The organism is Herbaspirillum sp. UBA812, from assembly GCF_002296545.1.
GTDB lineage: Bacteria > Pseudomonadota > Gammaproteobacteria > Burkholderiales > Burkholderiaceae_D > Herbaspirillum > Herbaspirillum huttiense.
Window position 1 is genome coordinate 769 of sequence record NZ_DBIC01000351.1, and the last position, 8,662, is coordinate 9,430.

Annotated in this window: 8 protein-coding genes; 1 reads left to right on the top strand and 7 read right to left on the bottom strand. The window is 61.6% G+C overall.

Annotated features, from left to right (window positions below):
• The coding region (locus B3873_RS23550) for a diguanylate cyclase domain-containing protein (RefSeq protein ID WP_414651569.1) at positions 1-1,287 on the bottom strand (1,287 nt) is incomplete at its 3' end.
• Between the two features lie 266 nt (positions 1,288-1,553).
• The gene (locus tag B3873_RS23555; protein ID WP_286869354.1) at positions 1,554-2,702 is read right to left on the bottom strand and encodes a sigma-54-dependent Fis family transcriptional regulator; all 1,149 of its coding nucleotides are present in this window, start codon (positions 2,700-2,702) and stop codon (positions 1,554-1,556) included.
• A 192-nt stretch (positions 2,703-2,894) separates the two neighbouring features.
• Between B3873_RS23555 and B3873_RS23560 the strand changes: the two genes are divergently transcribed.
• A complete protein-coding gene (locus B3873_RS23560) occupies positions 2,895-3,791 on the top strand; it encodes a LysR family transcriptional regulator (protein WP_286869355.1) in 897 nt (298 codons plus the stop codon).
• A 13-nt stretch (positions 3,792-3,804) separates the two neighbouring features.
• Here B3873_RS23560 and B3873_RS23565 read toward each other — a convergent pair whose 3' ends face one another.
• From B3873_RS23565 to B3873_RS23585, 5 genes are all read right to left on the bottom strand, one after another.
• Positions 3,805-4,122, bottom strand: a complete 318-nt coding sequence (locus tag B3873_RS23565) for a hypothetical protein (RefSeq protein WP_286869357.1) — start codon at positions 4,120-4,122, stop codon at positions 3,805-3,807.
• Positions 4,123-4,294: 172 nt separating this feature from the next.
• Positions 4,295-5,437, bottom strand: a complete 1,143-nt coding sequence (locus B3873_RS23570; protein WP_286869358.1) for an AAA family ATPase — start codon at positions 5,435-5,437, stop codon at positions 4,295-4,297.
• 198 nt (positions 5,438-5,635) lie between these two features.
• Positions 5,636-6,436 (bottom strand): SDR family NAD(P)-dependent oxidoreductase, encoded by an 801-nt coding sequence (locus tag B3873_RS23575; protein WP_039786949.1) that lies wholly within the window; start codon positions 6,434-6,436, stop codon positions 5,636-5,638.
• 10 nt (positions 6,437-6,446) lie between these two features.
• Positions 6,447-7,217, bottom strand: a complete 771-nt coding sequence (locus tag B3873_RS23580; RefSeq protein ID WP_209582392.1) for an SDR family NAD(P)-dependent oxidoreductase — start codon at positions 7,215-7,217, stop codon at positions 6,447-6,449.
• Positions 7,218-7,331: 114 nt separating this feature from the next.
• The coding region (locus B3873_RS23585; RefSeq protein WP_286869360.1) for a TRAP transporter large permease at positions 7,332-8,662 on the bottom strand (1,331 nt) is incomplete at its 5' end.

Here is an 8,662-nt window from a genome sequence, read left to right on the forward strand (position 1 = left end):
GATTTCGGCGACCACTTCCTCGCTGCGGATCTCGGACACCAGCACCACGAATTCATCGCCGCCCAGGCGCGCCACCAGATCGTATTCGCGCACGGCCGCGCGCAGGCGGCGTGCCACTTCCTGCAGCAGGGCATCGCCCACGGCATGGCCGAGCGTGTCGTTGATGAGCTTGAACTTGTCGAGATCGAGGAAGAACAGCGCATACAGGTTGCGGCTGCGCCGCGCCCGCGAGAGTTCGGTGGCGGCCAGTTCGTAGAACAGCATGCGGTTGGGGATGCCGGTCAGGTAATCGTGCGAGGCGAGCTGGTAGGCGCGGCTCTTTTCCTGTTCCAGCTGCTGGATCAGGCCGCTCTTCTCGCGCTCGGAATACAGCAGTTGCTCGTACAGGAAACGGCGACGGTGCGCCATCGCGATCAGGCCGCCCGAGAGCACCACCACCAGCAGCGAAATCAGGATCGCCTGCAGGTAATACTGCCGGTGCGCCGGCCACAGCTTGCCCAGCAATACCTGCTGGTCGCGGCTGACCACCACCGCCAGCGGATAGTGCGCCAGCCGGCGCTGTACACCCACGTGCTGGGCGGCGTCGCCCGGACGCAGTGCATGGATGAGCCCATCGCCCTTGCCGGTCAGCAGGAAGGTGGCGTACTCCTGGCCGGCGTAGTTGGAGCCGCCCGAGAGGATGCCCCCGGCCAGCTCGGCCAGCTGCAGCCCGGCGGTGTTGATGATCTCGATGCGGCTGGCACCATCGACGCTGACCTCTTCATAGGTCTTGAGGAAATAGCCCAGATCGAGAATGGCGGCGAAAAATCCCTGCAGCGATCCCTTGCCATCCTGCAGCGGAATGAGCAGCGGCACGCGCCAGCTGTAGCCGTCGCGGTTCAGGGGCGGCTTGATGATCATCTGGTTCTGTTCGCCGGTACTGGTGAGCGTACTCATGAAACCGGCATTGATGAGACGGCTCAGTTCCGGCTCGCTCTTCTGGCGTGCCGAGGAATAGACCAGCCGTCCGCGCGCATCGAACATGGCCACGCGCAGGTAGGCCGAGTCGCCATTGAAGAGCGGATTGAAATACGCCGAGGACGATTGTTCGCCATTGAGCATGGACTGCCCGATGCGCGAATACAGCAGGGTCTTGCCCAGCACTTCATCCAGATTGGCCGAGACAATGGCGGCAACGTTGCGGCTGTCGGCTACCGAGCCGGCGATGGCCAGCTGTTTTTCATTCTCGATGCGGATCAGCGTGAAATACCACAGCAGCGACAACGCGCCGGCGGCGAGCAGCACCATCCCCGCCGACACGCCCCTGCCCGCGAGCAGTCTGGTCAGCAGCCCTTGCGGCTCGAACGATAACGGCTTACGCAATCCCCACCCGCCTGATCATGGTGCCGAGACCGGCACCTTCGCTTGTCCCTTTTTGACTGGCTGAGGGTAGCGGGCATTTATTTCAAGTGAATGACAAACGCACGAGCATTAACAGAAATTTAATGCTGGCAAGCGCGCCGGGGGAACGCTCTTACCCCGCACCAGATGCTGCGAAAATGATTTATATCGTTTCAGGCAACCGCATAGGCGGCATGCGCAGGCATGGCCTGATCCCTCACATGGGGGATCTCCAGCTGGCGCAGCTTGCGGTACAGCGAGGCCCGGCACATGCCCAGTTGCCGCGAGGCGGCGGAGATGTTCCAGCGGCTGCCGTTCAAAGCTTCGATGACGCGGGTGCGTTCATCGCGCCCTGGATCGGCGGCATTGGCCTGGCTGCTGCCCTCGGCTGCCATGCGCGATGCCGGACGGTGCAGCGGCAGCACCTGGGCCAGTGTCACGGGCTGGAACTGCATCAGTTCTTCCGGCAGGTCACGCAGGGTGATGCGGCCGTCATTCATGACGGCACAGCTATAGCGGATTACCGCATGCAGCTGGCGCAGGTTGCCCGGCCAGGGATAGGCCAGCAGGCGCTGCAGGGCGGCGGGATCCAGCATGCACTCATCGGCCGCATGGCCAAGCTCATCGGCCGCATGGCCAAGCTCATCGGCGATCATCTGCATCACCAGCGCGGGCCGGTCGCTGCGGTCGCGCAGGGCCGGCAGACGTAGTACGCCACCGGCGATGCGGTAATACAGGTCTTCCCGGAAGCGGCCTTCGGCGACCAGGGTCTTGAGGTCCTGGTGCGTGGCGCAGATCAGTTGCACGTCCACCGGTACCGGACGCAATGCCCCCAGCGGAATCACTTCGCGCTCGGAGAGCACGCGCAGGAGGCGTGTCTGCAGCGCAAAGGGCATGTCACCGATTTCATCGAGGAAGAGCGTGCCGCCATCGGCCTGCTGGACTTTGCCTTTCATGCCGCCGGGCAGCGCACCGGAGAAGGCCCCCTTGCAGTAGCCGAACAATTCGCTTTCGGCCAGGCTCTCGGGGATGGAGGCGCAGTTGATGGCGATCCAGCTGGCGCGGCGGCGCGCACTGTAGTCATGCAGGGCGCGCGCGAGGTATTCCTTGCCGGTACCGGTCTCGCCCAGGATCAGCACGGGAATGCCGCGATCGATCAGGCGCTTGCCGCGCTCGACCAGGTCGCGCATCAGCTCGTCACCGGCAGCGAGCTGGCCGATGTCGCGATAGCGCGGGGCATGGCGCGGGGAAGCCGAAGGGGGTACGGGGGTGAGGCAAACGTCACTGTCAGGCAAGGGCTGCGCTACCGGGGTGGTCGGCATGATGGTCTCCTGTCTTGGACTGCTTTTTTTATCGAGCCGGCTTCCCTCGGGACCGGTTCTTTATGCGCGGGAACCCGCCTCTGGCGGGCCCGGAGACGTGTCGCAACGGCACGTCTGCGGCAAAGAATAGCCAGTCCGATCCATGACTTCCAATACAATGTACAGACAGAATCAATACCTTGAAGGTATCAAATGATCGAATTGAGACACCTCACCTATTTCCGCACCGTAGCAGAAACCCTGCATTTCGGACGCGCGGCAGAGTTGCTGCATATCTCGCAACCGCCGCTGACACGGCAGATTGCGGCGCTGGAGAGGGAGTTGGGCGCGCAATTGTTCGACCGCAGCAAACGCGCCATCCAGCTGACGTCAGCGGGCAAATATTTTTATCGCGACACCACAGAAATTTTCAAGGCACTGGAGCGGGCCAAGCGCAATGCGGCCTCGTCCAGCACCGGGCAGAGCGGTGCGCTGAAGGTGGGGTTCATGATGTCCTCGGCCTACAACATCCTGCCGGCGGTGACGCGCCATTATTCGGCGGCCTATCCGGAGGTGGACATGCGCCTGAGCGAATACGTGCCCAACCTGCTGGCCACCGACCTCGAGGATGAGAAGATCGACGTGGGCATCATGTATCGCCCGCAGGATTGCCGCCGGCTCGACAGCCACACCATCTATGCCGAACCTTTGCTGGCGGTGCTGCCGCGCGGGCACCGGCTGGCGCACAAGCCCGACATCTCGGCTGCCGAGCTGGCCGAGGATGCCTTCATCAGCATTCCGCGTCCGATTGCGCCGGTGGTGTATGACCTGATCCAGCAGCATTGCCAGCTGCATGGTTTCCGTCCGCGCATCGTGCTGGAGACCAACCTGCAGCAGACCATCGTCAACCTGGTCGGTGAAGGCCTGGGCGTGGCCCTGGTGCCGACCTCGATGCAGGCCATGCATCTGGACACCACGGTCTTCAAGCCGCTCATCGGTGCGCCGACGGTGGAGGTGGCGGTGATCTGGAACCGGGAGAATACCAATCCCTGCATACGGACGTTTGCGGAGACGGCGGTGGAGGTGTGGGGGAAGATGCAGACCGGCTAGGCCCAGCTCGCAATCAATAACCGCGATCTTTGCTCAGATAGAACTTGTGATGGTCATCAAGGAAGACGACGTAGAAGGTGTTGGCGCAGAATGCGTAGCCGTTGTGCTGCTTGCCCGCATACGCCTTGGGAATGACAAAGCCGCAAAGCCGTGAAGACCAATCCAGCCGGAAGCGCGCCCAACATGCCTCGTGCGGCACATGCTTGGGATGGACGAATTCGGACCGCGCCGGAAAGCCGCCATACAAGGACAACACGCTTCCGGTCTTGCCAACGGGTTGCCTGGTCCAATAGTCCAGTGACTCCCTGGTGAACTCCTTGAGCTTCTGCATGAAAGCCACCAGCTGCTCCCTGGACCACTGGCTGAAATCCTGGCCCGCAGCCTGATGCTCGAAATACGAGAAGTTGAATTTGCAACGCGCTGACAAGCTGTCTGAAGGATGCTCAATGCTGCACGTCGGTATCGACGCAGGAAATTCTGCTTGGCCTGATTCTTGAACCTCGTCATAAGCGCGGGACTCCCCCTACTCTGCCTTCGTTATACACAGGAATGATGGATCGATCGTTGCGGAGCATTTCTCCGGGGATCTCATCGAGCCGGTAAGCATAACTGGCGTTGTTTTCCTTGTTGACCAGATAGGTCCGATACTTGCCGCAGATATCGAGAATTTCCGAGTTGTGGGCACTGAAGAGGAACTGCGCGCCATGGCCATTGATTTCCTCATCGAGGAAAAGGCGCAAGATCTTGGGCAGGATATGGGGGTGCAGGTAGATATCGAATTCATCCAGCACCAGGACGCTGCCCTCGGCAATGGTGAGAAAATACGCCAGCATCAGGCGGTAAAGATAAAGCGTTCCGCTCGATTCGGTGCTGGGTGTGACCATTTCGGTCTTGTTGCCCACCTTGTGATGGAAGACCGGAAAATAGCGCTTTTCCTTGTCGACGCTTTCCTCGACAGAGATGGTGATATCGGAAATGCCGACGTCGCACTCCTGCAGGAATTGCACTGCCTGCCGCAGATAGGCAGGTTGATCGACAAAGAATCGTGACACCGTGTTGGAGTCAAAAATCCTTCCGCGTGTCGAGAATCCGGACTGCGTGACATTGAAGCGGATGCGGCTGAAGAATTGGTGCACGCCCTTGAGCGCATCGCCTCCGTGCTGATTTGAAATGGAGATCACTGATGCATTGGAACGGATCTTGATGGAAGACAGGTAATGGAGGCGCTTCACCGGATGCACCTCGTCGCCAAGACGCTCGAACAACAAGGTCTTGCGCTTGACCGTCTCATAGAGCGCTTCACGCACCACCTTCTTCCTGGTCACCGACAGTTCGTACAAGTACTGCGCCTCCTCCGTGCGAAATTCGACGTAAAACTCGGTGGGCTTTTTTGACGAGAAAAAGGGATCGATTGCAATCTCGGCGTCAGGATTTTCGCTGAATGAACTGGAGGCAAAACTGCCGACAAAGGCGAGCGCTTTCAGGAGATGCGTCTTGCCGCTGCCATTGGCCCCCTTGACGCACATGACTGTCGCGAAGTCGCGTCCTGAACGGACCGTTTCCGGCGTCTTGGAATCCAGCTTGAAGGAAACCGACGTCCCTTCCTTGAAGGACAAGAAGTTCTTGAATCCGAATTCGAGCAGCATTCTTAATCCACTTTCATGACAATTTTTGTCTAAACAAGCAAACAAGATATGCGAATTTCCTCCGGGAGACAAGTTTCATCATTGCCGGGACGATGAAAAAAGCCCGGACGTTCTTGCACGTCCGGGCATCAAACCGCAGCAGGTCGGCTTCCACGCCCGCCTGGCCGCGGTCAACAAACAAGGTTCAACAAGCGGCACTCAGCCGACACAGCGCAGCGACAGCCCGCCATCGACGATCATGTCCAGCCCCGTGATGTAGCGCGCGTTGTCGGAAGCGAGGAACAGCGAGGCATGCGCCACGTCCCACGCATCCCCCATGAAGCCCATCGGACATTGCGCATTGCGCTTGGCGCGCATCTCCTCGATGTCGCCCCCATAGGAAGCCTTGAGCGGCTCGCGGATCATGGGCGTGTCCATCATGCCAGGCAGCACGCAATTGGCGCGGATGCCCATGGGCGCATACTGCATCGCCACGTTCTTGGTGAAGGCCAGGATCGCCGCCTTGGTGGCCGTATAGCCCAGGTAGGGAAAACCGATCCAGCGTAAAGCCGCCATCGAGGAGATGTTGACGATGGCTCCCTTCCTCTGCTTTTCCATGATGGGCAACACGTACTTGTGCGTCAGGAACAGGCTGGTCTGGTTGACCGCCACCAGCCTGTTCCAGCTTTCTTCGCTGGTCTCCACCGGGCCACCGACTTCGGCGATACCGACGTTGTTGTGCAAGACGTCGACCCGCCCGAAATGCGACATGGCCGCCTCCGCAATGGCTTTCACATCGGCGCTGCGCGAGACATCCGCCGCCAGCACTTCACACACGCCGCCTTCGCGGCGGATGATCTCCTGGGTCTCCAATGCCGCTTCGATGCTGCGATCTACCGCCAGCACCCGGCCGCCCTCGCGCGCATACAGCACGGCAGCGGCCTTGCCGTTGCCCCAGCCCTCGCCCACCGAACCGGCGCCGGTGACGATGATGGCCTTGTCTTGCATGAGCTTGTCCATCAATGTCCTCTCAGATTTCCAGCACGCCACCGGCAACGAAGCCGCCATCGACCGGAATCACGTGGCCGGTGATGTAGGCCGATTCCTCCGCCGCCAGATAGCACACCGCCGAGGCGATTTCATCGGTGGTGCCATAGCGGCGCATCGGGACCAGGCGGTAGTAGCTCTCGCGCGTCTGCTCTGAATGCATGGCCTGGGTCATGGGCGTGTCGACCGGACCGGGTGCGACACTGTTGACGGTGATGCCGTACTGCGCCAGCTCGATGGCCATCTGGCGCGTGAGCCCGATGACCGCCGCCTTCGAGGTGCCATAGGCCGTGCGGCCGGCACCGGCGCGGATGCCCGAGATGGAAGAGATGTTGACGATGCGCCCCCAGCCTTTGCTGACCATCAGCCGCGCCGCATGCTGGCCCGCCAGCAGCACGCCGGTCACGTTGACGTTCATGGTCTGCAGCCAGTTGTCGAGGGGATAGTCCAGGAAGGAATAGGTGCGCGCCACGCCCGCATTGTTGACCAGCACGTCACAGCGTCCGTAATCCTTCTCGATGTGGGCGAAGGCCTGGGCAATCGCCTCCGGGCTGCCCAGATCCATCTGCAGCGCGGCTGCGCGATGGCCGGCAGCGACCAGCGCATCGGCGGTCTTGGACGCCGCTTCCAGGTTGATGTCGGCCACCAGGACGGTGTGCCCCCTGGCGGCCAGTTGTGCGGAAATGCTGGCGCCGATGCCCATGGCTCCGCCCGTCACGAGCGCCACGCGGGCGCCGCTATCATTGCGATTCATATTGTCTCCGTGGATGTGGGCGGCCCCGCAAGGAGGTAGGGCCGCCGTTTTTAATTCGTCGTTGGCAGGTCAATCAAGGAAGCTTCCCGATCGCTCGCAAGACTCATGCGGGGATCAGAGGAAACCGATGGAAATCCAGGGCACGAAGGCCACCACCAGCAGCGCCACCACCAGCGCCGCCAGGTAGCCCCAGACCCGGTTGAAGACGCCATCCGGCGAGACCTTGCCGATGGCGCAGGCGGCATAGAAGCCGACTCCGAAAGGCGGTGCGAACAGGCCGATGCCCATGGCCAGGATCACCACCATCGCGTAGTGCACGTCATGCACGCCCAGTGAACGCGCCACCGGGAACAGCAGCGGCCCGAACAGCACGATGGCGGGAATGCCTTCCAGCAGGCTGCCCAGCACGATGAAGATGACGATGGTGATCAGCAGGAACCCGGCACCGCCGCCCGGCACGCCCTGCATCAGCGCCACCAGCTTGGCCGAGAAGCCCGATTGCGTGAGCGCCCAGGCCATCGCGGTGGCCATGCCGATGATGAGCAGGATGGCGCCCGACAAGGCCGCCGATTCGATCAGCATGGGATAGAGCCGTTTGAAGTTCAGGTGCTTCAGGAACAGGTGCATGATCAGCCCGACCACCACCGTATAGGCAACGCCGATGGTGGCCACTTCGGTGGCCGTGGCGACGCCTTCGATGACGGCCACGCGGATGAGCATCGGCAGCGCCAGTGCCGGAATGGCCGCAATCAAGGTCTTGACGATCAGCGAGACCGGCGCACGCTTCACATCCGGCATCGGCTCGCGGCGCGCACGCATCCAGCACACAACCGCAATGGCGATGGTGGCAATGGCGGCCGGCATCAGGCCGCCAATGAACAGCGCCGTGATCGACACGCTGCAGACCGCACCGATGGTGATGAGCACCAGGCTCGGCGGAATGGTTTCGGTCATGGCACCGGAGGAGGACAGCAAGGCCACCAGTTCTTCCGGCTTGGAACCGCGCTTCTTCATCTCGGGGAACAGCGCCGGGGCAATCGCTGCCATGTCGGCTGCTTTGGAACCGGAGATGCCGGAGACCAGGAACATCGCCCCCAGCAGCACGTATTGCAGGCCGCCGCGCACGTGGCCCAGCAGCGCGGCCATGAAGTCGATCAGGGTCTTGGCCAGGCCCGACATTTCCAGCAAGGAGCCCAGCAGTACGAACAACGGCACCGACAGCAGGATCAGGCTGGACATGCCCTCATCCATGCGGCTGACCACGATCATCAGCGGTGCCGTAGTGGCCAATGCGAGATAGGCCATGGTGGCCGTACCGAAAGCAAACGCGATGGGAATACCGCCGGCCACGCACACGCCGATGAGCAGCACGAAGAACACGATCAGGTTGTAATTGCCCATGCCCAGCAGCATGGGCTTGGCCAGCCACAGCGCGCCCGCAATCA